The organism is Mesorhizobium sp. WSM4989, assembly GCF_029625795.1.
Classification (GTDB): Bacteria; Pseudomonadota; Alphaproteobacteria; order Rhizobiales; family Rhizobiaceae; genus Mesorhizobium.
This window is the reverse complement of record NZ_JARTVN010000002.1, coordinates 447406-468186: the sequence shown is the minus strand read 5'-3', so window position 1 is coordinate 468186 and position 20781 is coordinate 447406. Positions and strand designations below refer to the sequence as shown.

The 20781-nt window shown below is 64.4% G+C and carries 20 protein-coding genes; 5 read left to right on the top strand and 15 right to left on the bottom strand.

All coding sequences use genetic code 11. The features are described from left to right. Position 1: 1 nt before the first annotated feature. From ehuD to P9217_RS14965, 5 genes are all read right to left on the bottom strand, one after another. Entirely contained in the window at positions 2–661 is a 660-nt protein-coding gene (gene ehuD, locus P9217_RS14985) for an ectoine/hydroxyectoine ABC transporter permease subunit EhuD (protein WP_067002307.1), read from the bottom strand. Between the two features lie 16 nt (positions 662–677). Continuing rightward, complete coding sequence (gene ehuC, locus P9217_RS14980) at positions 678–1337, bottom strand: ectoine/hydroxyectoine ABC transporter permease subunit EhuC (protein ID WP_095781183.1); 660 nt, start codon at positions 1335–1337, stop codon at positions 678–680. Positions 1338–1524: 187 nt separating this feature from the next. Continuing rightward, positions 1525–2376, bottom strand: coding sequence for an ectoine/hydroxyectoine ABC transporter substrate-binding protein EhuB (gene ehuB, locus P9217_RS14975; RefSeq protein ID WP_278087158.1), 852 nt, complete (start codon positions 2374–2376; stop codon positions 1525–1527). A gap of 103 nt (positions 2377–2479) precedes the next feature. Further along, entirely contained in the window at positions 2480–3265 is a 786-nt protein-coding gene (gene ehuA, locus P9217_RS14970) for an ectoine/hydroxyectoine ABC transporter ATP-binding protein EhuA (RefSeq protein WP_067326178.1), read from the bottom strand. A 136-nt stretch (positions 3266–3401) separates the two neighbouring features. Then, positions 3402–4787, bottom strand: coding sequence for a PLP-dependent aminotransferase family protein (locus P9217_RS14965; protein WP_278087157.1), 1386 nt, complete (start codon positions 4785–4787; stop codon positions 3402–3404). Between the two features lie 84 nt (positions 4788–4871). On the opposite strand from P9217_RS14965, the gene P9217_RS14960 reads away from it, so the two are divergent. The 4 genes from P9217_RS14960 to P9217_RS14945 all read left to right on the top strand — a co-directional run bounded on the left by P9217_RS14960 (position 4872) and on the right by P9217_RS14945 (position 9568). Beyond that, positions 4872–5357, top strand: coding sequence for an Lrp/AsnC family transcriptional regulator (locus P9217_RS14960; protein WP_095781181.1), 486 nt, complete (start codon positions 4872–4874; stop codon positions 5355–5357). Between the two features lie 129 nt (positions 5358–5486). Further along, complete coding sequence (locus P9217_RS14955) at positions 5487–6980, top strand: NAD-dependent succinate-semialdehyde dehydrogenase (protein ID WP_278087156.1); 1494 nt, start codon at positions 5487–5489, stop codon at positions 6978–6980. Between the two features lie 36 nt (positions 6981–7016). After that, positions 7017–8396 carry an aspartate aminotransferase family protein gene (locus P9217_RS14950; RefSeq protein WP_278087155.1) on the top strand — a complete coding sequence of 460 codons (1380 nt, stop codon included), beginning with the start codon at positions 7017–7019 and terminating at the stop codon, positions 8394–8396. A gap of 68 nt (positions 8397–8464) precedes the next feature. After that, positions 8465–9568 carry an alcohol dehydrogenase family protein gene (locus P9217_RS14945; RefSeq protein ID WP_095800413.1) on the top strand — a complete coding sequence of 368 codons (1104 nt, stop codon included), beginning with the start codon at positions 8465–8467 and terminating at the stop codon, positions 9566–9568. A 36-nt stretch (positions 9569–9604) separates the two neighbouring features. Here the strand turns inward: P9217_RS14945 and P9217_RS14940 are convergent, their stop codons facing one another. From P9217_RS14940 to P9217_RS14930, 3 genes are all read right to left on the bottom strand, one after another. Then, positions 9605–10366, bottom strand: a complete 762-nt coding sequence (locus P9217_RS14940) for an SDR family NAD(P)-dependent oxidoreductase (protein WP_278087154.1) — start codon at positions 10364–10366, stop codon at positions 9605–9607. A 34-nt stretch (positions 10367–10400) separates the two neighbouring features. Beyond that, positions 10401–11171, bottom strand: coding sequence for an SDR family oxidoreductase (locus tag P9217_RS14935; RefSeq protein ID WP_095800415.1), 771 nt, complete (start codon positions 11169–11171; stop codon positions 10401–10403). Between the two features lie 132 nt (positions 11172–11303). Next, positions 11304–12137 (bottom strand): GNAT family N-acetyltransferase, encoded by an 834-nt coding sequence (locus tag P9217_RS14930; RefSeq protein WP_095800416.1) that lies wholly within the window; start codon positions 12135–12137, stop codon positions 11304–11306. 333 nt (positions 12138–12470) lie between these two features. On the opposite strand from P9217_RS14930, the gene P9217_RS14925 reads away from it, so the two are divergent. Next, positions 12471–13337, top strand: a complete 867-nt coding sequence (locus tag P9217_RS14925) for a hypothetical protein (RefSeq protein ID WP_095800417.1) — start codon at positions 12471–12473, stop codon at positions 13335–13337. 189 nt (positions 13338–13526) lie between these two features. Here the strand turns inward: P9217_RS14925 and P9217_RS14920 are convergent, their stop codons facing one another. The 7 genes from P9217_RS14920 to P9217_RS14885 form a co-directional block, all read right to left on the bottom strand. Then, positions 13527–15041, bottom strand: a complete 1515-nt coding sequence (locus tag P9217_RS14920; protein ID WP_127246045.1) for an aldehyde dehydrogenase family protein — start codon at positions 15039–15041, stop codon at positions 13527–13529. Between the two features lie 184 nt (positions 15042–15225). Beyond that, a complete protein-coding gene (locus P9217_RS14915) occupies positions 15226–16500 on the bottom strand; it encodes an RNA polymerase sigma factor (protein ID WP_095800418.1) in 1275 nt (424 codons plus the stop codon). Beyond that, the gene (locus P9217_RS14910) at positions 16497–16871 is read right to left on the bottom strand and encodes a YciI family protein (protein WP_067002334.1); all 375 of its coding nucleotides are present in this window, start codon (positions 16869–16871) and stop codon (positions 16497–16499) included. The genes P9217_RS14915 and P9217_RS14910 overlap by 4 nt, the downstream gene beginning before the upstream one ends. 106 nt (positions 16872–16977) lie before the next feature. Next, positions 16978–18069 carry a DNA topoisomerase IB gene (locus P9217_RS14905; RefSeq protein ID WP_067326145.1) on the bottom strand — a complete coding sequence of 364 codons (1092 nt, stop codon included), beginning with the start codon at positions 18067–18069 and terminating at the stop codon, positions 16978–16980. Positions 18070–18144: 75 nt separating this feature from the next. Then, positions 18145–18888 carry a hypothetical protein gene (locus P9217_RS14900; RefSeq protein ID WP_095800419.1) on the bottom strand — a complete coding sequence of 248 codons (744 nt, stop codon included), beginning with the start codon at positions 18886–18888 and terminating at the stop codon, positions 18145–18147. Next, positions 18885–19757 carry a glycosyltransferase gene (locus tag P9217_RS30425; protein WP_095800420.1) on the bottom strand — a complete coding sequence of 291 codons (873 nt, stop codon included), beginning with the start codon at positions 19755–19757 and terminating at the stop codon, positions 18885–18887. The genes P9217_RS14900 and P9217_RS30425 overlap by 4 nt, the downstream gene beginning before the upstream one ends. After that, on the bottom strand, positions 19757–20692 hold the full coding sequence (locus tag P9217_RS14885; RefSeq protein WP_278087152.1) for a glycosyltransferase family A protein: 936 nt from the start codon (positions 20690–20692) through the stop codon (positions 19757–19759). Before P9217_RS14885 ends, P9217_RS30425 begins: the two co-directional genes overlap by 1 nt. Positions 20693–20781 lie beyond the last annotated feature (89 nt).

Below are 20781 nucleotides of genomic sequence, written 5' to 3'. Positions count from 1 at the left end.
TTCATCTCTCGATCCTGCCGTAACGACGCTCCAGCCAGCGCAACAGCACGACGGAGCAGAGGCTGATGACGAGGAAGAAGGCGCCAACCAGCGTCATCGGCTCGATGTAGCGGTAATAGGTATTGGCGACGCTCTTGGCTTGGTTCATCAGCTCCAGCACGGTGATCGCCGAAAGCAGCGGCGTCTCCTTGAACATGGCGATGAAGTAGTTGGCCAAGGCCGGGATCATCGGCGGGATCGCCTGCGGCAGGATGACATGCGTCCAGGTGTGGCGGCCGTTAAGATTGCAGGCCTTGGCAGCCTCCCACTGGCCGCGCGGCACATTGTCGATTCCGGCGCGATAGACCTCGGCCGTATAGGTGCCGTAGTGCAGTCCAAGCCCGATGACGCCCGCCACCAAGGGCGGCAGCAGGATGCCGATATCGGGCAGCACGTAGAAGATGAAATAGAGCTGCACCAGAAGCGGCGTGCCGCGGATGAATTCGGCGAACCAGCCGACGCTGCGCGACACCGTGCGGTTAGGCGAGCGCCGCGCCAGCGCGATCGCCAGACCGACGATCCCGGCCAAGATCGAGCCGAGCACGGTCGCCAGGATCGTGATCTTCACCCCCTGGATCAAGGTCGGCATGATCTCCCAGACAAAGTTCCAATCCCATTCCATTAGCGGGCCCATTCCATCAGACACGCACTCCGTCGAGACCGCGCGCCATGCGGCGCTCCAGCGAGCGCACGCCCCAGGAGATGATCAGCGCGAGCGCGAAATAGATGACGAGAACGGAGACGAAGGGCATCAGCGTGCTGCCGGTCTGCGAGCGAACCACCTGCGCCTGGAAGGTGAGATCGGCAAGCGAGATCAGCGATACGACCGAGGTCGCCTTGAGCAGCTCGATCGCGTTGTTGCCGAAGGTTGGCAGCATGATGAGCAGCGCCTGCGGCAGGATGACGTGGCGCATGCCTTGCCAGCGGCCGAGATTAAGCGCGGTGCAGGCCTCATATTGCTCACGGCCGATCGACAGGATGGCGCCGCGCACAACTTCCGCCGCATAGGCCCCGACATTGAGCCCCAGCGCCAGCACGCCGGCCTGCAAAGGCGTCAGCGACAGACCGGCGAAGGGCAGCACGAAATAGGCCCAGAACAGCTGCACGAAGATCGAGGTGCCGCGGAAGAACTCGATATAGGTCGTGGCAATCGCGCGCACGATGAAGAAGCGCGATACGCGTCCCATGCCGGCGAGAAAGGCCATGACGAGCGCGAGCACCGACCCCATCAGCGTCAGCTCGATGGTGACAAGCGCTCCCTGCAATATCAGGCCGAGATAGCCGGACCACTGGGTCATTGAGTCTCAAATTTTCCTAACGTTTTGCAGTTGTTGCGAGACGGCTGCGACAGCCCCTTCTCCCCGTTCACGGGGAGAAGATGCCGGCAGGCAGATGAGGGGCAGCGCTGACCTTGAAATGCTGGCGCGCCGCCCCCTCATCCGGCTCTTCGAGTGACCTTCTCGCCGCAAGCGGGAAGAAGGGAGATTACCTCGCCGCGCAGAGCTTCTCGCGCGTCGTCGACATCGCCGCCTTGGCCGAGAAGCCGTAAGGCTCGATGATCTTGGCGAACTCGCCGGATTTCTTCATCTTGGCGAGCTCGACGTCATAGGCATCGCGCAGCGCCTCGTCGCCCTTCTTGAAGGCGGCGCCGTCGCAATAGACCGGCGCGCCCTGCACCGGCGCGATCACTTCGAGGTTCGGATCATTGGCCTTCTTGATGAGGTCGTTGATCGACAGAACGGGCAGCGAATAGGCATCGATGCGGCCGTCCTGCACCATCTTCAGACCGCTCTGGCCGTCCGGCACGACGATGACGCGGTCGCGCGGCACGCCGGCATTGAGCGCCAGCTTCTCCTCGGTGCCGCCGCCCGGCGCGCCGATAGTGGCCGACGTGTCCTTGGCGACGTCCTCATAGCTCTTGAAACCCTTCGGGTTGCCCTTCTTCACCAGCATCGCTTCCGCATCGCAGAGCACCGGCTCGGAATAGGCGACCGCCGCGCAGCGCTCGGGCTTCATGAACAGGCCGGCGGTGACGACGTCGAAGCGGCCGGCCTGCAGGCCGGGGATCATGGCGCCGTATTCGGAGATGGAGGCGACGATGTCGTTGACGCCGAGGCGCTTGAAGATCTCGCGCGCTACGTCGGGTGCAGCGCCCGAGACCTTGCCGTCCGCGGCGACCGCCGTGTAAGGCGGCTCGTTGGCAATGGCGACGCGGGCAAAGCCCTGCTGCTTGAGCTGCTCGAGCTTTGCGTCGTCTGCCGAACGCGCGCCGGAGGCGAGCAGCATGGTGCTTACGGCGAGACCGGCGACGCCAGCCAGGATGCCAAGTTTCTTCATCGTTCCCAACTCCTTGTTTGTCTTCTTGGTTCGCTCGGTTCGGATGGCGTCCTTGCCACCCGTTTCTGGCTTTCGGGACGGCTTCGCCGCCCTGGCATGACGGTCAGACGCGATGTCCGGCCGCGATGATCTTCTTCAGGAAGCCCTGCGTGCGTTCCTGCTTGGGATGGCGGAAAATCTCATCGGGCTTGCCCTCCTCGACGATCCTGCCGCGATCGAAGAACAGCACGCGATCGGCAAAGTCGTGGGCAAAGCCCATCTCATGAGTGACGAGCAGCATCGTCATGTCGGTTTCGGCGGCGAGCTTGCGCATGACGTTGAGCACCTCCTCGACAAGCTCAGGGTCGAGCGCCGACGTGACCTCGTCGAACAGCATGATCTTGGGCGACAGCGCCAGCGCGCGGGCGATCGCGACGCGCTGCTTCTGGCCGCCGGAAAGCTGTGCCGGCATGCTCTTCGCCTTATCGGCGAGGCCCACCATGTCGAGCAGTTCCATCGCCCGTTTTTCGGCGGCGGCTCGCGCCACGCCCTTGGTCAGCATCGGCGCCAGCGTGACGTTGTCCATGACGCATTTGTGCGGGAACAGATTGAAGAGCTGGAAGACCATGCCGATCTTCTGGCGCATCTTGGCCAGGTGCCGCTCGTCGGCCGGCACCAGCTGCCCGTTGCGCTCCATGTGATAGAGCTGCTCGCCGTCGATCTGGATATGGCCGCCGTCGATCTTTTCCAGCGTCATCAGGATGCGCAGGATCGTCGTCTTGCCCGATCCGGATGGGCCGATCAGCGCCAGCTTCTCGCCTGGCATGACCTGCATCGACAGGCCGTCCAGCACCTTGAAGGCGCCGAAGCTCTTCGAAATGGCGTCGACCTTGATGATGGGCGCGGGCAATCCATTTCCCCGTTCTGAAGCGGCCTATGCTCCTAACGATGCGAAACGCGCTAAATCATGTCAATTAGGAAAATAATATCATGACAATTTTTCGAGCGCTGCACAATTTCAGGGCAATTGGCGATCCGCTTTTGCATCAGATGGCGAGCAGAAGATGCTCCGGATCGCCCAGCAGGAGCTTGGCGACAACGCTCAAGCCCGAGCGCAGTTCCCCTTCGGTGGTCGAGCCGAGCGAGATGCGCACGGCCGGATGCCACGGCGTGTCGGCGATGCGGAACGACGTGCCCGGGGCAATCGCCACGCCGCGCAGGCGCGCCTGCGCAACGAAGCTCTCCTCGGCGCGGTCGCCCGGCAATTCGAGCCACAGATGCAGCCCGTCGCGATGGGAGCGATAGTCGACGCCGGCCAGCATTTCGGCTGCGATTTCCTGCCGGCGTCTCAACGCCCCGCGTTGCCAGTTGACCAACTCAAAAGCCGTGCCGTCATTCACCCACCGCGTCGCGATTTCCGCCACCATCGGCGTCGCCATCCAGTTCGAGACGAGATGGCGGTTGGCGACCGCCGCGACATAGCGGTCGGGCACGGCGAGATAGCCGATCCGCAGGCCGGGCACGGTTATCTTGGTGAAGGAGGTGACGTAGAGCGTCCGCTCGGGCGCGAAGGCGGCAACCGCCGGAGGCCGGCCTTCGACGAGCGGCCCGAGCACGTCGTTCTCGATGATGGCGATGTCATGTTTGCGCGCGACCGCGGCGATCTGCTCGCGCCGGCTGTCGTCCATCAAGCTCGCCGTCGGGTTGATGACCGAAGGCTGGACGAAAACAGCGCGAATGTCGGAGAGACGGCAGGCCTCGTCCAACGCTTCCGGGATCAGGCCGTTGCCGTCGATCGGCAGGCCTTCGAGGTTGAAGCCGAGATAGCGGGCGAGCGGCACCAGCGTGTGGTGGCCGATCGCCTCGGTGGCGACCGTCGAACCGGGCGGTGCGACGCTCATCAGCGCTACCGTCATGCCGGCGGTGGCGCCGTTGGTGAGGCTGATGTTCTGCGGTGAGGCGTCGAGGCCGCAGAGCTTCAGCCATTCGACCGCCACCGTGCGATGACGCGGGAACACCATGTTCGGCCGGAACGACAGCGCCGAACTCGACGGCAGGTTCTCGGCCAGCCACCCCAACGCCTGCTTCAGCTTCTCCAGATGGATCGGCTCGCAGACCGGCTTCAGGATCGAGAGGTCGATGACCTCGCCCAACCGTTCCGGGAGGTAGGGCGGCTCCGGCTCGCGGCGCTGCGTCTGCACGAAGCTGCCGCGCCCGACCTCGCCGGCAATCAGACCGCGGCGGATCAGTTCCTCATAGGCGCGGCTGACCGTCTGGACCGAAAGTTTCAGGTCGTCGGCAAGCCGCCGGTGCGTCGGCAGTCGCGCGCCATTGGCGAGCTTTCCGTCATGGATGGCGCGCGCGAACTGATCGGCCAGCGAGAGGTAGGCCGGGCGGCGGATGAGCGCAGGATCTGGCTGCCATAATGTCATGACTTTATTAGAGATCGAAATCAGTGCAATTGACAATCGAAATAATGCATCGTCATGGTGTCCGGAACAAAAAGCGGAGCCGGCATGGCGGCAGCGAAACTCGATCCGATCGACCTCAAGATCCTCGACGCCATCCAGCGCGACGGGCGCATCACCAAGCTGGCGCTGGCCGAGAAGGTCGGCCTGTCGCCGACGCCTTGCTGGATGCGGCTGCGCAAGCTGGAGAAGGCCGGCATCGTCTCGGGCTACCACGCCGCGATCGCCATGCGCGCGATCGCGCCGGTGGCGACCGTGCTGATGGAGGTGACACTGGCCAGCCACCGGCAGGCCGATTTCGACCGTTTCGAGCGGGTCATCCGCGACGTACCCGAGATCGTCGCCTGCTGGTCGGTCGGCGGCGGCGTCGACTATGTGCTGAAAGTGATGGCGCGGGACATCGACGCCTATCAGCGGCTGGTCGACGCCCTGCTGGAACGCGAGATCGGCATCGACCGCTACTTCACCTACATCGTCACCAAGACGGTGAAGGAGGAGTCCGTGGTGCCTGTCGCCGACCTGTTGCCAGGCTGAAGCCGGAGAGATCGTCTGGCCCGGCGGGCCATGGGAGACAATCTCTCTCCTGGCGGCTGCCGAAAAAGCCTCTCTGTCTCGGTCGCGCGGCTAATCTCTCCGCATCGCCTTGGCACCGGGAGACAAACGATGTCCGCGCATTTTGCACGCCCACACCGCCACGAAGCACTGGATCGTCTCGCCGATCGCCGGCTGCTGCGCGATCTCGGCTATATCGGGGGCCATTGGACCGCCGGCGACACGGCTGCGAGCTTCGCAGTCACCGATCCGGCCACCGGCGCCACAGTCGCCTTCGTTGCCGCCCTCGGCGCAAGCCAAACGGCGGAGGCTGTCGACGCGGCAGCGCGTGCCCTGCCGGCCTGGCGCTCCGCGCTGCCGCAGGAGCGCTCCGGAATCTTGCGAAAATGGTTCGAGCTGATCGTCGCCGCCAAGGACGACCTGGCGCTGCTGATGACGCTTGAACAGGGCAAGCCGCTAAAGGAATCGCTGGGCGAGATCGACTACGCCGCCTCCTTCGTCGAGTGGTATGCCGAGGAAGCAAAGCGCCTCAATGCCGAAAGCGTCACCAGCCATTTGCCGAATGCTCAGATGACCGTTCGCCGCGAGCCGCTCGGCGTCGTCGGCGTCGTCACCCCATGGAACTTTCCGTCGGCCATGCTCACCCGCAAGGCCGCTGCGGCGCTTGCCGCCGGCTGCACCGTGGTGGCGCATCCGTCCTCGGAAACGCCGCTTTCGGCGCTGGCGCTGGCCGAGCTCGGCGAGCGTGCCGGCCTGCCCGCCGGCGTCTTCAACGTTGTCACCGGGGATGCGCGCACCATCGTCGGCGCGATGTGCGCTGACGCCCGGGTGCGCGCCATGAGCTTCACCGGTTCGACCGACGTCGGCCGGCTGATTGCCGCGCAGAGCGCGCCGACGATGAAGCGACTGGTCATGGAGCTCGGCGGCCATGCGCCGCTGATCGTCTTCGGTGATGCCGATATCGAAAAGGCGGTGACGATCGCCCTCGACGCCAAATTCGCCACCTCCGGCCAGGATTGTCTTGCCGCCAACCGCATCTATGTGCAGCGCCAGATCTATGACCGCTTCTGCGCCGCCCTCGCCCGTCGCATCGAGCGTCTGCGCACCGGCAACGGGCTTTCCCCCGACGCCGATATCGGCCCGCTGATGCATGAGCGCGCCGTCAAGAAGGTGGAGGAGCAGGTCGCAGACGCGCTGGCTCGCGGCGCGCGCTGCCTCATCGGCGGCAAGCGCCATGCGGCCGGGCCGCTGTTCTATCAGCCAACGCTGCTCGTCGATGTGCCGGACGAGGCGCTGATCATGCATGAGGAAACCTTCGGCCCGGTCGCCGCCGTCACCCCGTTCGACGAGGAACGGGAAGTCGTCGCCCGCGCCAATGCTACCGAATATGGCCTCGTCGCCTATGTCGTGACCGAGAACGGCGCGCGCCAGGCGCGCATGGGTCGCGCGCTGGAATACGGTATGGTCGCGATCAACCGGGTGAAGATCACCGGCGCGCCGATCCCGTTCGGCGGCGTCAAGCAGTCCGGCATCGGCCGCGAAGGCTCGCGCCATGGCCTCGAAGCCTTCACCGATCTGAAATACCTTTGTCTGGACGTCGCCTAGCGCACGCCGGAAGAATTCCCTGCAAGGAGAAAAAAGATGCTCGAACAGTCCAACGAACTTTCGGCCTGGGATCGCGACCACTTCTTCCATCCCTCGACGCATATGGGCACGCATGCGCGGGGCGAGTCCCCGGCACGCATCATGGCCGGCGGCGAAGGCGTCACCGTCTGGGACAACACCGGCAAGAAGAGCATCGATGCCTTTGCCGGCCTCTATTGCGTCAATGTCGGCTATGGCCGCCACAAGATCGCCGATGCCATTGCCGATCAGGTCAAGAACCTCGCTTATTATCACGCCTATGTCGGGCACGGCACCGAGGCCTCGATTACGCTCGCCAAGATGATCATCGACCGCGCGCCGAAGGGCATGTCGAGGGTCTATTTCGGCCTCTCCGGCTCCGACGCCAACGAGACCAACATCAAGCTGATCTGGTATTACGACAACGTTCTCGGTCGGCCGGAGAAGAAGAAGATCATCTCGCGCTGGCGCGGCTACCACGGCTCCGGCGTCATGACAGGATCGCTGACCGGGCTCGAGCTGTTCCACAACGCCTTCGACCTGCCGCGCGCGCCGATCATGCACACCGAGGCCCCCTATTATTTCCGCCGCGCCGACCGCTCGATGAGCGAGGAGCAGTTTTCGCAATATTGCGCCGACAAGCTCGAGGAGATGATCCTTGCCGAGGGCCCGGACACCGTCGCGGCCTTTATCGGCGAGCCGATCCTCGGCACCGGCGGCATCGTGCCGCCGCCCGCCGGCTATTGGGAAAAGATCCAGGCAGTGCTGAACAAATACGACGTGCTGCTTGTCGCCGACGAGGTGGTGACCGGCTTCGGCCGTCTCGGCACCATGTTCGGCTCCGACCATTACGGCATCAAGCCGGACCTGATCACCATCGCGAAGGGCCTGACGTCTGCCTATGCGCCGCTTTCCGGCGTCATCGTCTCCGACAAGGTCTGGCAGGTGCTGGTCAGGGGTTCCGACAAGCTGGGCTCGCTGGGCCACGGCTGGACCTATTCGGCGCATCCCATCTGCGTCGCCGCGGGCGTCGCCAATCTCGAACTGATCGACGAGATGGATCTGGTGAGGAATGCCGGCGAGACCGGCGCTTATTTCCGCGCCGAGCTAACCAAGGCCGTCGGCGACCACAGAAACGTCGGCGAGGTCCGCGGCGACGGCATGCTGGCTGCGGTCGAGTTCGTCAGGGATCGCGACGATCGCGTCTTCTTCGATCCGGCGCTCAAAGTGGGCCCGCAGATCGCCACGGCGCTCGCGGCAAGCGGCGTCATCGCCCGCGCCATGCCGCAGGGCGACATCCTCGGCTTCGCGCCGCCGCTTTGCCTGACGCGCGAGGAGGCCGACACCATCGTCGCCAAGACCGCCGACGCCGTGAACAGCGTGTTTGCCAGCCTCTGAGGCAATCCAAGAAAGGTGTGAAACGGTTTTCCGTGGGGAATTGCGCGAAGGCAAAGGAACAGATTGACATGAATGCCATGACCAGAACCGTCCCGGCCACGATGGCCGCCGTGCAGCTCACCGGCCACGGCGGCCTGGAAAAACTCGTCTACCGCACCGATGTGAAGGTGCCGTCGCCGGCTGCCGGCGAGGTGCTGGTCAAGGTCAGCGCCTGCGGCATGAACAACACCGACGTGTGGGTGCGCCAGGGCGCCTATGGCACGGAAGAAGATGCGGCCGCGGTATCGACCTGGCGCCGGCAAGGCAACACGCTGACCTTTCCTCGCATCCAGGGCACCGATACGGTCGGCACCATCGTCGCCGTCGGTGACGGCGTACCCGCCGAGCGCATCGGCGAACGCGTCATGGTCGACTTCTCCATCTACAACCGTGACGACGATTCGCTTGCCGACATCGACTATATGGGCCACGGCCGTGACGGCGGCTATGCCGAATACCAGGCGCTGCCGGCCGAGAACGCGCATGTCGTCAATACCGATTTGAGCGATGTCGAGCTCGCCACCTTCTGCTGCGCCTATCTCACCGGCGAGCAGATGCTGGAACGTGCAGGCTTGAAGGCCGGCGAACGGGTGCTGGTCACCGGCGCCTCCGGCGGTGTCGGCTCCGGCATCGTGCAGCTGGCGCGGGCGCGGGGCGCCATTCCCTATGCCGTGGTCGGCAAGGGCAAGGAGCAAGCGGTGCTCGACATCGGCGCCGAGAAAGTGATCACGCGCGGCGTGGCCGACCTGCCTGCCGCCGTCAACGAAGCGACCGCTGGCCAACCCATCGACGTGGTCGCCGATCTTGTCGGCGGCGCCATCTTCAATGATCTGCTGCGCATCCTGCGGCCCGAGGGACGCTACACCACCGCAGGCGCCATCGCTGGGCCGGTGGTGCAGCTGGACCTGCGCACCATGTATCTGAAGCAGCTTCAGCTGCACGGATCGAGCCAGGGCACCAGGGCCGATTTCCGCCGCATCGTGCGCTACATCGAGGAGAAGAAAATCCGCCCGCTGGTCGGCGGCGTCTACAAGCTGTCGGACTTCCACCGCGCCCAGACCGACTTCATGGCCAAGGACTTCGTCGGCAAGCTGGTGGTGGTGCCGGACGCGATTGCCGACACGAACAAGTAACGGCCGATGGCGGCGGCCGACGGTTGACCTTCGCGGTCAGCCCTTGCGCTCCTGAAGGATGTTGCCGCCATCCACGACGAGGACGGCCCCGTTGACATAGCTGGCGCCGTCGGACGCCAGGAACAGCACAGCCGCAGCGACCTCCTCCGGAGTGCCGGCGCGTCCAAGCGGCGTGTTTTGCGCCGCGACGAGCTCTTCCGGCGTCGAGGCGCCCGTCGCGATCCAGCCCGGCGCCACGGCGTTGACGGTGACGCCGCTGCGGCCGACCTCCAGCGCAAGCGCATGCGTCAGCCCGACCATGCCTGCCTTGGCGGCGGAATAAGCGGCCTCGCCTTCGTTGGAGACGTAAGGGCCGGTGACCGAGGCCATGTTCACCACGCGTCCATGACCGCGCTCTACCATGCCGGCCAGAAATGCGCGTGTGGCAAGGAATGTGGTCTTCAGGCTGACATCGATGCTGCGGTCCCAGTCGCGCTCGCTGAGATCGAGAAATCGCCGCTGCAGCGCCGGCTGAGCGACCGTTCCCATCCCGGCATTGTTGACGAGGATATCGATCTCGCCGACCTCCGAGCAGAGCCGCTCGACATCCGCTGCACGCGTCAGATCGGCCACCACCGCACGAACGTCGAGCCCCTCCGCCCGCAGCTCTTCAGCGCGCTGCTCGACGCGATGCGACGAGGCGGTGATCGCGACCGCAAGCCCGGCGTCGCCGAGTGCGCGCGCCACCGCGACGCCGATGCCGTCGGCGGCGCCCGCGCCGGTCACCAGCGCCATGCGGGATTTGCGAAACGTGGTCATGAGCCCTCCAAGGCGATGACGCCAATGCCGCGAGTCAGTATCCGGCGCTGATGCCGAAATCGATCGAAAGCGCGGCCCCGGTGATCGGCGCCGCGCCGGGCTGGCAAAGATAATGGATGAAGGAGGCGATCTCTTCCACGCCGATGAACCGTGCTCTTTCCCCTTGCGGGTAGTGCCCAAGGAGCCGGCGCTTGTAGCCGTCCGGGTCATCTCCGCCATAGGTCCTTGCCTGATACTCGATCATCGGCGTCGCCGTGTCGCCAGGACAGACGGCGTTGACCCTGATGCCGTGCGGCGCAAGCTCCAGGGCGAGAGCCTTGGTCAGCATCACCAGCCCGCCTTTGGAGGCGCAATAGACCGCCGCGCCGCTGTTGCCGACGATGCCCGCGTCGGAGGCGATATTGATGATAACGCCCTGCGCCGCCGACAGGTGCGGAATGGCGGCCGAGATCAGGAAGAAGGCGCCTTTGAGATTGACATCCAGCACCAGGTCCCATTGCTCTTCGCGGACCTCGCTTGCCGCTCCCTCGAGCCAGACGCCGGCGGCGTTGACGAGAATGTCCAGGCCGCCTCCCCACTCGCGGGCCTTGTCCACAACCTCCCGGCAGGCGGCGACGGAACGGATATCGAGCGGCAGACCGATCGCGTTCGCACCGGTCGCGGCAATCCTTGACACGGCCTCGTCGAGTTTCGCGCCGGGAAGGTCGGCGAGCACGATCCGCTCACCGTCAGCCGCAAGGCGCAGTCCCGTCGCAAGACCCATTCCCCCGGCGCCGCCCGCGATCAGGACGGTTCTTGCAGCCATTCGATAACCTCCGCTGTGCGATGAGCGTTGCGGCGAGACACAGTCCGGCATCCGAACCACGTCGGAGAGACATCTCGCATGCGCCACGCCGGACAAACAATGATCACAGCACCGAAGCCATTCGCTTCGCGATCACCCCAGCTCCAGCGTCGTGATGCCGAAAACCTTCGACGGCACATTGCCTGGTTTGCCGCCCCGATACATGCGGGTCGTCGTGAATCCGGGGACCATGCCGACAGCCTGAAGCACGGCGGTGAAGCCGATCTGGGTGGCCGGCACGTCGATATGCAGCGCCTCGCCTGCCGTCCTTCCCGTCAGTTCCGCCATCAAAGCCAGGGCTGTCTCCATGTCGTCCGCGAACAGCGGACCGATCTTGAAACCTTCGCGGCATCGGCGCGCCACGCCGTAGCCGGCAAGGCCGGTCGAGCCAGTGGACATCATCGCGATCCGGGGCGGCCGCAGCCATGCCCGCAGGAAGGCCTCCCGAGGCGCCGGGAAGCACTGGCGGTCATAGGCCAGGATCTCGGCTGTCTCGGCGGCGGCAACGGACCGGATTTCCCGACCCCCCGTTAGTCGGGCCGGACGACCGGTGAAGCGGACGGTCTCATAAGCCGGCACGAAGCCTTTGTGTTGGTAGTTGGCGCGCTGCTCGGCTACGCCGTCGAGGCCGACAATGCGGTCGCCGAGCCGAGCCATGCCGGCATCCCAGACCGCCTTGCCATGGCCTTCACCGCGCCGATCGGGCCGGCAGATATAGAGGCCGATGAAACCGAACTCCGCGCCATAGGCGACGGCCGAGATGCCGGCCACCATCTCGCCGGTGACGAAGGCGCCGATGAACCCTTCAGGATCGGCAGCCCTGAGCGCGGCGGCATCGTCGATGCCCGGATTCCATCCCTCCCTCGCCGCCCACTCGACGAGCGTTTCGACCTCGCTGGCGGTCAGCGTCCGGATCGTTCTCGGCATGGCTTCACTCGGCGGCGGCCTAGAGGCAACGGATTTCAAGCCTCCAGGATAGGTCGCCGCCAGCAGGTTGCAAAGACCGGTTTTGGACGTTGCCGACCTGTCCACTCACGAAGCCCAAGCGTCGATGCTCCTTCGCCGATTCGGCGAAGAGGCCGCCCATTGAACGCTAGACCGTCGAGCGAATTATTATCCGGGTTTTTCGAATCGATGCAAAGGGTTAGCAAGAACGCGTCGAAACATCAGCTGTTGTTCCAATGGGTAACTGGACACGACCGTGGAAGGCGGGGAATCTTCTTTGGTCGTTGCTTCGAATTGAATGGAGTGCCCGAGGAAATGCCCCTGAGCGCCGAAGAAATCGCCAGTCATCCGGCAGCTCTGCGCGGTGTCAAGGAGCAGTCGCGCGCGCTCATCCATATCTACGAAACCAGCCCGCGCCTTGCCGCCGTTTTTGCCACTCAGCAGCGCTGGCTGCTCGGCCATGTCGGACTTGCGCTGCATTTCAGGCGCGACCCCGATGACCGTCGCACCGAAATGACCGTAGCGCGTTTCATCGAGGTCGTGCGCCGCAATTCAGTCGCCAGCCGCAACACCGCCGAAGCGTTCGTCAAGGAAATGCTCCGTTACAACGTCGCCGAATATATTTCGTCGCGTGGCGATGGCCGGGCTCATCCGTTGCGGGTGACCGCGGCCACCATCGAGACCTTTACCGGCTGGATCCATGCCCATTTGCGAACGCTCGACCGCATCGATGGCGGAGCCCGGCTGACGACTTTCCTCGGACACCCCGATATGCTGGCCAAGCTGCAGCCATTGATCTGCGACGGATTGCTCGCATCCATTCCGGTGCGGGAACCCCAGCAAACCTTCTCGTTGTTCATCTGGCTCAACAACGGCGGCATCGTCATGGACTGGCTGATGTCGGGTATCGATCCGGAGGACGCCAGCCTCGAGAAGATTCCGACCGGCGTCATCTCGATCAGCGAATTTGCGCATTGGCTGAAGCTGTCGCGCACGCATCTGGCGCGCAAGCTCCGCGACGCCGAGGCGCTCGGCAGCATCGGCTGGGTCGGCCAGCGCGGACATTCCGTCATGTGGGTGTCGCGGCAGTTCTTCGACGAATACATGGCCGTCCAGGCAGCCAAGCTCGCCATCGTCGACGCAGCCTTCGAGGCGAGTTTTTCCGGCGCGAGCGAAGGCTGAGCGCCGCGGCGCCTGCTCCGAGCTTGCCGTGACGGCGCGCAAAGAGACGCGCCGTTGAGCCGCTTCGACCATGACGCGGCGCTCAGAGCAATTCCAGGAAAGTGTGAAACGGTCTTCCGTCCGGAATTGTCAAATCAAAGAGCTAGGGAGGCTTGCCGTTTCCGTGGAACGGTGAACCGCTCTATGTCCTCAGTCGATGTCGAACGACACGCCTTGCGCCAAGGGCAGGGCCTTGGAGAAGTTCACCGTGTTGGTGGCGCGCCGCATATAGGCCTTCCAGGCGTCCGAGCCGCTCTCCCGGCCGCCGCCGGTTTCCTTCTCGCCGCCGAATGCGCCGCCGATCTCGGCGCCCGACGTGCCGATATTGACATTGGCGATGCCGCAGTCCGAACCGTCGACGCCGAGAAAGCGCTCCGATTCCTGCAGGTCACGGGTAAAGATCGAGGATGACAGGCCTGCGCCGACCGCATTGTGCAGGTCGAGCGCCTCGTCGAAATCGGCATATTTCATCACATAGAGGATCGGCGCGAAGGTCTCTTCCGTCACCGGCGAAACCTGCTTCGGCATTTCGACGAGCGCCGGATGCACATAGTAGGCCTCGGGATGGCCGTTCTCGAACCGCTTGCCCCCGGTCACCTTGCCGCCATGCGCTTCCGCTTCGTTCAACGCCTTCTGCATATTGTCGAAGGCGGCCTTGTCGATCAGCGGACCGACCAGCGCCGAGGTCTCCAGCGGATTGCCGACCGAAACGCTCTGATAGGCCTTCTTCAGGCGCGGCAGCAGCGCGTCATAGACGCTCTCGTGCACGAACAACCGCCTGAGCGTCGTGCAGCGCTGGCCGGCGGTGCCCATGGCGCCGAACGCAATGGCGCGCAGCGCCATGTCGAGATCGGCGCTCGGGCATACGATGCCGGCATTGTTGCCGCCGAGCTCGAGCACCGCGCGTGCAAAACGCTTGGCCAGCCGCGGACCGACCTCGCGGCCCATGCGGGTCGAGCCCGTGGCCGAGACCAGCGGCACCTTCGGATGGTCGACCAGCACCTCGCCGACGGCGCGGTCGCCGATCAGCACCTGGAGTAGTCCTTCCGGCGCATCGGCGCCGAAACGCCTGGCGGCGCGCTCGAAGATCGCCCCGCAGGCAAGCGCCGTCAGCGGCGTCTTTTCCGACGGCTTCCACACCACCGCGTCACCGCACACGAGTGCAAGTGCCGCGTTCCACGACCACACCGCGACGGGGAAGTTGAAGGCCGAGATCACGCCGACGACGCCGAGCGGATGCCAGGTTTCCATCATGCGGTGTCCAGGGCGCTCGGTGGCGATGGTCAGGCCGTAGAGCTGGCGGGAAAGACCGACCGCGAAATCGCAGATGTCGATCATCTCCTGTACTTCGCCAAGACCCTCGGACGGGATCTTGCCGACCTCGATCGACACCAGCCGGCCGAGCTCCGCCTTGTGAGCACGCAACTCCTCGCCGAGCAGGCGCACCAGTTCGCCCCGCTTCGGCCCCGGCACCAGCCGCCAGGCCTGGAAGGCCTTGTGCGCGACATCGATAGCCTTGCCGGCATCGACCGCCGAGATCGACTTCAGTGCCGCGATCTGCTCGCCCGTCACCGGGCTGCGCACGATGAGGTCGCCGCCGGAAAGCGTATCCTTGGCGACGCCAAGTTTCTCCAGAAGTGAGGCCGTTTCCTTCGCAATCGTCATGTTTGTTCCTTTTCAGATCTCGCCTTGGATATGGCGAGCGTCGAAGCCTTGCGCCACGTCTTGTCGCCGCCCTGAGGCACGACGGCGCTTTCATGGCGTGGCATTACTCGTTTCAGGGAAAAACCGCCACCCCGGGATGGTCCAACCCCCGGCGCGCAAAATTGGGCCAGCAGTGAAAATGGGATCAGCGCGCCTTCTTGGCCTGCGACTTCTCGGTGCTTTCCTTGATCAGCCGGTCGATATGCATGCGGATATGAGCGGCTTCGGCGGCGGTGTTGGCTAAAGCGATCGCGCGGTCGAAGGCCACGCGCGCCTCCTCGCCACGGCCGAGCTGCATCAGCAGGCCGCCCTTCAGGCCGAAGAAGTGGAAATAGCCTGCCAGCCGATCCTCTAGCGGCTCGATCATCGCCAGCGCCGCTTCGGGGCCGCGCACCTTGCTCACCGCAACCGCGCGGTTCAGCGTCACTACCGGCGACGGCTGCATCTGCTCGAGCAAGCCGTAGAGCAGGTCGATCTCGGTCCAGTCCGTATCCTCGGGTGTTGCCGCCCGCGCATGCAATGCCGCGATCGCCGCTTGCACCTGGTATGGGCCAGGCTTGCGATGACGCAGCGCCTTGTCGACCAGCGCCAGGCCCTCGTCGATCATCTTGCGGCTCCAGAGCGACCGGTCCTGATCCTCGAGCAGCACGATCTCGCCATGCGCGTCGAAGCGCGCCGGCGCGCGTGCATGCTGGAGAAGCAGCAGCGCCGTCAGCCCCATGATCTCCGGTTCCTGCTGAAACAGCCTGAGCAGCAGCCGGGCGAGCCGGATCGCCTCCTCGCAAAGCGGCGCGCGGGCCGGCGCCTCGCCGCCATTGGTCGAATAGCCCTCGTTGAAGATCAGATAGATCATGGCCGCGACCGCCGCCAAGCGCTCGGAACGCTCGACCGCGCCTGGCGTCTCGAACGGCACGCCGGCATCGGCGATGCGCGCCTTGGCCCGGGTGATGCGCTGCTCCATGGCGCTCTCGCCGACGAGAAAGGCGCGCGCGATCTGCTTGACGGTCAGGCCGGAGACGATGCGCAGCGCGACCGCGATCTGCTGCGTCGCCGGCAGGTCCGGATGGCAGCAGATGAACAGGAGCCGCAGGATATCGTCGCGATAATGCGCGCCGTCCAGCCGCTCGGCCATATCGCCTTCGGCATCCTCGAGATCGGAGATCTGGTCCTCTTCCGGCATCGGCGCCTGCTTGGCGCGCTTGCGCACCGCGTCGATGCCGCTGTTGCGGCCGACGAAGATCAGCCAGGCCGCCGGATCGCGCGGCGGCCCGTTTTTCGGCCAGTTCTTCAGCGCCCTCAGGCATGCATCCTGGAAAGCTTCTTCCGCGGCGTCGAGGTCGCGGAAATAGCGCAGCAGCGCGCCCATCGCCTGCGGACGGGCGGTGCTGATCGCGTTGCTGATCCAGGCAAGCTCGGTCATGCGGGAACCTTTGTCGGATTGAAGACCGAGATCGGCCTGATCTCGTAGGAACCACCGCTCGGATTGACCTCGGAGAGTTCGCGAGCGAACTCGACGGCTTCGTCCAGGTGATTGCATTCGAGCGTGTAGAAGCCGAGGAACTGCTCCTTGGTCTCGGCGAACGGGCCGTCGAGCACCACCGATTCGCCCTTGACCTTGCGAAGCGTCGTCGCGGCTGTGGTCGGCAGCAGGCGCGCCACCGGCCCCAGCCGGCCTGCCCTGGCGTATTTGTCCTGTACGTTGAGGAGCTTTGCCATGACCTCCTCGTCCTGTTCCTTGCTCCAGGAGCAGACGACGTCTTCGGAGGCATAGCAGAGGATGGCATAAAGCATGGCGCGTCCTTTCCGTATCAAAGGACGCAACAGTAGGACCCTTCCCGACACAAGGTCGACAAAAAAGTTGTAGGGCTATCGAGGGTTTACGCTATCCTCCTGGTGGTCAGGCTTCGCGCGCCTGCAGCCATCTCAGCACCAGCGTCTCCTCCTCGTCGAGGCCCGGTATAAGGCGCTTTCGTTTGTTGGCTTCGGCCATTTCGCCGAGCAGCTTCCCTTCGGCCCACGCCTCGAAGACGAGCGGATGGATATAGCACCGGCGGCAGACGGCTCGCGTATTGCCGAGTCGTTCGGCGACCTTGTCGACGATACTGTTCATCACGCGGTTTTTCTGGGTCATGCTCTCGGGCAACTCCGCCTGCGCGAACAGGGATGCCGCATGGATGGTGCCGCCCCAGGTGCGAAAATGCTTGGAGCTGAACTCCGGGCCAGATGCCTCGCGAATATAGCGATTGACGTCCTCCGACCGCAGCGGCCGGCGTGTTCCCTCGTCATCAAGATACTGAAACAGCTTCTGGCCAGGCAGGTCCTGCGCGCCGCGCACGATTTTGGCGATGCGTTGGTCGACGAGCTTCAGCTTCCATTCCTTGCCGGACTTGCCCGTGAAGGAGAAGCGCAGGCTGGAACCGGTGATTTCGACATGGCGGTCGCGCAGCGTGGTCAGGCCGAAACTCTTGTTGTCGCGGGCATAGGCGGCATTGCCGACACGGATCATGGTGTTGTCGAGCAGCCAGACGACAGAGGCGACAACGCGCTCCAGCGGAAGTCCATGACGGCGCAGGTCGGCATCGACCTGGCGCCTCAAGGAGGGCAGGCTTTGCGCGAAAGCAACGAGGCTGGAGTATTTGACGCCGTCCCGTTCCTCGGTCCACTGCGGATGATAGCGGTACTGCTTGCGTCCGCGCTGATCCCGGCCGGTCGCCTGGATATGGCCGTTCGGGTCGGGCGAGATCCATACATCCGTCCACGCGGGCGGAATGACGATCGCCTTGATACGGTCAAGGGTGGCCGCGGTGACCGCACTCCCGTTCGGGCCGACATAGGAAAATCCCTTGCCTTTTCTCAGGCGCCGGATGCCCGGATCGGCATCGCTGACATAGCTGAGCGCGGCGCGCTCGGCGGAACTCTGCGCGCCGTTCCCTTGTATTTCCAGACCACCCGCCAGGCGGCCGAAGGACGATTGTGCTCGTTGCAGCATGGTAACTCCACGGAACTGGTCCGTAGATAAGCCGCGCGACAGCGGCTGGTTCCCGCCGTCCCCAGAGGGCGTCCTTCAGCTCCGCCGGTCGGCGGACACCTCAGCCATCCAAAGCCTGCCGTCGTCGACATGGGTGGGAAAGTAGTCTCGCCCGGCCGGTATCGCTTCCAGAACCGCTCCCGACTCGTCCGTCAGATAGTCGTAGCCGATCTGCTGCAAACGTTGCTCCGGATCGAGATGATTGTAGAGGTCGCGACGTGCCACGCGCCGTTTCGGCTCGATCATCTTCAAATGATAAAGGTTAAGGCCGCTGTCCCGAAGCTCGAAGCGCAGATCTTCGGGGAACCAGGCCTCATGCAGCCCTTGCGACCGGCTCAGATCCGGGTGATAGGCGGGGAAAAGCCTGTGCTGCATCTTTTGGCCCCAGACGCCGTCGATGCGATAGCTTGCCGGCGTATACATCTCCCTTAGGCGAAATCCCCAGGCATTGCGCCTGGACCCGCTGGTCAGTTGGCCTATCCGGCTTGCCACGGCATCTTCCAGCCTTTCGTCCGGATCGATTGCCAGAAGCCAATCGGCACCCGCCTCATAGGCCGCGGCAATAAGCGCGCGCCGCCTCTGCGGTTCATTGCTGAAGACCGCATCCGCCGAGCGATCGTCATAGGCGATCCAGCCATCGACGATTGCGTCGAGATTGGCGAGGAGGTCTGGCACCAGATGCGCATCGTAGCGATAGCTGAAAATGGCGACGATCCTTTGCCGCGACCAAAGCCATCGACCGCGCCGCCGGCGCGGCTGCTTCATCTCAATGGTGATCATGGCCGCGTGCCTGTCCTATCGCCATGCGTTACGCCGACGGCTGCCCCCAGCGATTTTGCGAACAATGCCGCCCATACGATCGGCAGCGATAACATCGCGAAACATCTATCCTCTTCGGCCAGGCCTTCTTTTGCGAACTTGCCGACATTGCGCCGGTCCCGAAACACCCCTTTGAAAATCCGCAATGGCTTTCGGTGTCCAACGGATTTGAGGTAGGTCCCATATCGGTATCCGCGCAGATACTGGTCGACAATCACTCGGATCAGCCGTGTCTCGTTGCGATGGACGGTAAGCACCGCCGGCTCCCATAGCGGCACGACCGCCTTCGGCAGCCTTTCCAGGAATTCCGTGTCTTCTCCCGTCGCCATTTGTTCGTCGAACAGGCCATACCGATCGAACAATTTTCGGTCGAAAGAAACGCCGTAGCGAAGTGCCTTATGAGCGGGAAGACCTGGCAGGCGCCGCATATAGGTAACGAGATGGGCCGCGCACGCGACCAGATTGCGCGGATGACTGTTGGCGATGGCGCTTGCCACGGCCGCGACGCCTTCCCGGTGATGGCGCAGCCGGACCTCTGCCCATCGCGGGCATGCCAGGCAATCATCCGCGAGAAAGGCGATGAAAGGAGCTTTCGTCGCCGCTATGCCGCGATTTCTCGCGGCCCCGGCAAAGAGCCTTTCTTCGCACTCGATGACTGGCACGTCGAGTCCGGCATTGGCCAGAAGCGCCTGGGCATTCCCGCCGCCGGAATTCACGACCACCACCTCGAGCGGGATGTTCTGGCCGAGCACCGACCTGACCGCCGCGACCAGATCGGTCGGAGCCCGAAAACCTATCACCACGACTGCAAGTTCCGGCCCGTCGGCCATCAGGCACTTTGCAGTTGGACGCGATGGGCCGGGAACCGGCGCCGCGCCGCGATTTTGAGCCGGTAGCGCATGCAGCGCCAGATGTCGGTGGAAACCTTGGGCGCCGCTTCGGCAACCGCCAGGAATTTTGCCGCCGTTTCGAGATCGCCGCGAGCGTAGTGTACGCGGGCGATCTTGAGCGCCACAAGCCCTTCCCTCGCTTTCAACGACGATTTCGCAATGCCGCAGTCGGCGAGTTCGCGCAACGCTAGGCGCCATTCGAGGAAGCGTCGCGCAGGCTTTATCGCGAAGCGGTCATCCGAACGGTCCGACGATACGAAGTAGACCATGATCGGTTGCCTCACGACCGCGAGCGATGCCTTGCTCATAACCCGCGCCCAGAACAATGTGTCCTCGTCGTAGGCAAGACCGGTCGGGAAGCGCGTGTCGCCGACCGTATGCCGCGACACCAGCGCGCTGCCGACGGCAATCGACCGTATCCTGCCTTCCACATAGGCGGAGGCATTGGCGAGCCCGGCAGTCATGTAGCCGGCCGGCGTTTTGAACTGTCGGTCCCGGCCATCGGTCCGCCGGCGGTAGGCGCCGACCACCATGTCGGCGCCTGCCTTGGTCCTGGTCTTGGACAGCAGCGTCCGCAACCCACCCTCGATATGCAGATCGTCGGCGTCGATCATGTAAATCCAGGGGAAGCGCGCCTCGGCCAGCGCAAGATTGCGGGAGCCGCCCGCGTCTCGACAATTGGACCGGATGATCCGGAACGGCAGCGCCAGCCGCGAGGCTGCGTCCGCGGCCACGGCCGCCGTGTTGTCCGTCGAGGAATCGTCGACCAGTATCACTTCGCCGATGATCTCGGCTTCCGAGCGCAAGGTTGCCAACGTGTCTGCAACGGTTGCCGACGCGTTGTGTGCTGGAATGATGATGCTGACCGATGTCAACAATTGAACTCCGCGCAAGTGCCCGGCAGGCCGGTCCACGGTCCGGCGGCAAGATAGCGGCGGGATCGCGATTTGAGAAGCAGCCGCAT

Excerpts from the sequence above, each read along its gene's own strand:
- P9217_RS14930 (WP_095800416.1), bottom strand. The coding sequence starts at position 12,137 with ATGCCGAGAACGATCCGGACGCTGACCGCCAGCGAGGTCGAAACGCTC.
- P9217_RS14960 (WP_095781181.1), top strand. The coding sequence starts at position 4,872 with ATGGCGGCAGCGAAACTCGATCCGATCGACCTCAAGATCCTCGACGCC.
- P9217_RS14955 (WP_278087156.1), top strand. The coding sequence starts at position 5,487 with ATGTCCGCGCATTTTGCACGCCCACACCGCCACGAAGCACTGGATCGT.
- P9217_RS14905 (WP_067326145.1), bottom strand. The coding sequence starts at position 18,069 with ATGCTGCAACGAGCACAATCGTCCTTCGGCCGCCTGGCGGGTGGTCTG.
- ehuC (WP_095781183.1), bottom strand. The coding sequence starts at position 1,337 with ATGACCCAGTGGTCCGGCTATCTCGGCCTGATATTGCAGGGAGCGCTT.
- P9217_RS14965 (WP_278087157.1), bottom strand. The coding sequence starts at position 4,787 with ATGACATTATGGCAGCCAGATCCTGCGCTCATCCGCCGCCCGGCCTAC.
- P9217_RS14945 (WP_095800413.1), top strand. The coding sequence starts at position 8,465 with ATGAATGCCATGACCAGAACCGTCCCGGCCACGATGGCCGCCGTGCAG.
- P9217_RS14915 (WP_095800418.1), bottom strand. The coding sequence starts at position 16,500 with ATGACCGAGCTTGCCTGGATCAGCAACGCGATCAGCACCGCCCGTCCG.
- P9217_RS14925 (WP_095800417.1), top strand. The coding sequence starts at position 12,471 with ATGCCCCTGAGCGCCGAAGAAATCGCCAGTCATCCGGCAGCTCTGCGC.
- P9217_RS14900 (WP_095800419.1), bottom strand. The coding sequence starts at position 18,888 with ATGATCACCATTGAGATGAAGCAGCCGCGCCGGCGGCGCGGTCGATGG.
- ehuD (WP_067002307.1), bottom strand. The coding sequence starts at position 661 with ATGGAATGGGATTGGAACTTTGTCTGGGAGATCATGCCGACCTTGATC.
- P9217_RS14950 (WP_278087155.1), top strand. The coding sequence starts at position 7,017 with ATGCTCGAACAGTCCAACGAACTTTCGGCCTGGGATCGCGACCACTTC.
- P9217_RS14910 (WP_067002334.1), bottom strand. The coding sequence starts at position 16,871 with ATGCTTTATGCCATCCTCTGCTATGCCTCCGAAGACGTCGTCTGCTCC.
- P9217_RS30425 (WP_095800420.1), bottom strand. The coding sequence starts at position 19,757 with ATGGCCGACGGGCCGGAACTTGCAGTCGTGGTGATAGGTTTTCGGGCT.
- P9217_RS14940 (WP_278087154.1), bottom strand. The coding sequence starts at position 10,366 with ATGACCACGTTTCGCAAATCCCGCATGGCGCTGGTGACCGGCGCGGGC.
- ehuB (WP_278087158.1), bottom strand. The coding sequence starts at position 2,376 with ATGAAGAAACTTGGCATCCTGGCTGGCGTCGCCGGTCTCGCCGTAAGC.
- P9217_RS14935 (WP_095800415.1), bottom strand. The coding sequence starts at position 11,171 with ATGGCTGCAAGAACCGTCCTGATCGCGGGCGGCGCCGGGGGAATGGGT.
- P9217_RS14920 (WP_127246045.1), bottom strand. The coding sequence starts at position 15,041 with ATGACGATTGCGAAGGAAACGGCCTCACTTCTGGAGAAACTTGGCGTC.